Source organism: Moorena sp. SIO1G6 (assembly GCF_010672795.1).
Lineage (GTDB): Bacteria > Cyanobacteriota > Cyanobacteriia > Cyanobacteriales > Coleofasciculaceae > Moorena > Moorena producens.
The window spans coordinates 1-1405 of sequence record NZ_JAAHFZ010000180.1 but is presented as its reverse complement, the minus strand read 5'-3'; the positions used below and the strand labels follow the sequence as shown (position 1 = coordinate 1405).

The window sequence follows — 1405 nt, the reverse complement described above, 5'->3', positions numbered from 1 at the left end:
TGTCGCTCGGATTTCACGAGGGTTGGTATTTCACCAACATGGTTATCAAGTTGTCAAGGTTCTGTTACCTTGCGGCTAATCCCCCATACCTTTTATTAGGTAAGGTTTCTAGCCAACGAGTCGCACGCATTTCCTTGTACCAAGGACGAGTCTTCTTGAGATTGGGTAAAGTCTTTTTCTGGCTGTAATAATCTGGGTTGTCCCTTAATTCAGGAAGGTGACAAACAAGGGGACAGGCATTGATTGAGCACCGATTTTGTTCATACCAAGAAAAACGGTCAGCCAATAAATAATTATATTGAGCACACAACATTGAGAGCCAATGATCTATCTTGGCTTTTTGCTCTTTTGTTGGTTTTAACCGGTACTGGTACGCGATTATAATTTGACTTGTTCCTCGTTTATCGACCTATTACAATTATACTATACAGACAGTCAAAACGCCAGTCATAATTAAAACAATAAAAATGATAATTAGACTTACTGATTTTGAAAAAAAGCAACTAGAGCAGGAAGCAGAACGGAGGGGAATGACTCAGTCATCACTACTTAGGAGCTTGATAGCTCGCTTCCCTGTTCGCGTAGCGTCGGCTTTGCCGAATCCGAGAGACTCTGTCCGCGATTCATCTCACACTCATGGCGTAGCATTGAGATGTGAGGCTTCTCGCGGATGAAGCTAAAACAACAGCCTTCACTCATTTAGCTATAGCTGTTACGAACCTTAATGCCAGTATTGCTTTCTACGCTAAGTATGGTCAGATGTCAGTAGTGCGCTTGCGCGTAGAACCAGGTACAGTTTGGATGTCCGACAACATTAGACCCTTTGCCCTAGCTCTACTTGAGGAAGAAGAGGCCAAGCCGATCTTGCCCCCGAGTCATATTGGTATTGCTTGTGTCAGTTGCGAACAAGTGGATCAGCTCTGCAAACTTGCTCGCAAAGAGGGTTGTTTACTTGACGGACCTAAGGATTATGGTCCTCCAACTGGTTACGCAGCCTATCTAAGGGATCCTGATGGACACCATGTAGAAATTTCCTACGGTCAAGAGGCCGCTTTTGACATCCTCCCATCGTTAAATCAAAGATTATAACGTTCGCGTAGCGGCTCCAAAGGAGCTGGGATTCCTAAACCTCACGATTTGGTTTGGTGCTTCAATGCAACAGCCTCCACCCTAAGCGGGGTTTTATGGTCTTACGTTCGCGACCCAGACTATCCCCGCAAGTCCTGCGGTTCTCATGTGTCGAGTTTCAAGAAAAGTCTTGATGTAATGCATGATTCGAGGGTTGGCCTTCCATTGCCCTGTCATCTTTTCCCTAGAGACGAAACCTTAGGATAGTGGAGTCTTAATTAATAAATTTTTACCCTTCTCTGCATAACCTGCCAACCATAAAGACTCCACTATCCTT

General features: G+C 44.6%; 2 protein-coding genes and 1 pseudogene. 2 read left to right on the top strand and 1 reads right to left on the bottom strand.

The annotated features are described in order from the left end of the window. Positions 1–127 precede the first annotated feature (127 nt). Positions 128–385, bottom strand: a pseudogene (locus F6K63_RS36880) (helix-turn-helix domain-containing protein); the annotation flags it as partial. A gap of 82 nt (positions 386–467) precedes the next feature. Here F6K63_RS36880 and F6K63_RS38205 point away from each other — a divergent pair. After that, positions 468–674, top strand: a complete 207-nt coding sequence (locus F6K63_RS38205) for a hypothetical protein (RefSeq protein ID WP_502708412.1) — start codon at positions 468–470, stop codon at positions 672–674. Next, positions 655–1089 carry a VOC family protein gene (locus F6K63_RS36875; RefSeq protein ID WP_287315015.1) on the top strand — a complete coding sequence of 145 codons (435 nt, stop codon included), beginning with the start codon at positions 655–657 and terminating at the stop codon, positions 1087–1089. Before F6K63_RS38205 ends, F6K63_RS36875 begins: the two co-directional genes overlap by 20 nt. Positions 1090–1405: the final 316 nt, after the last annotated feature.

Coding starts and splice junctions, on each gene's coding strand:
- F6K63_RS38205 (WP_502708412.1), top strand. CDS start 468: ATGATAATTAGACTTACTGATTTTGAAAAAAAGCAACTAGAGCAGGAA.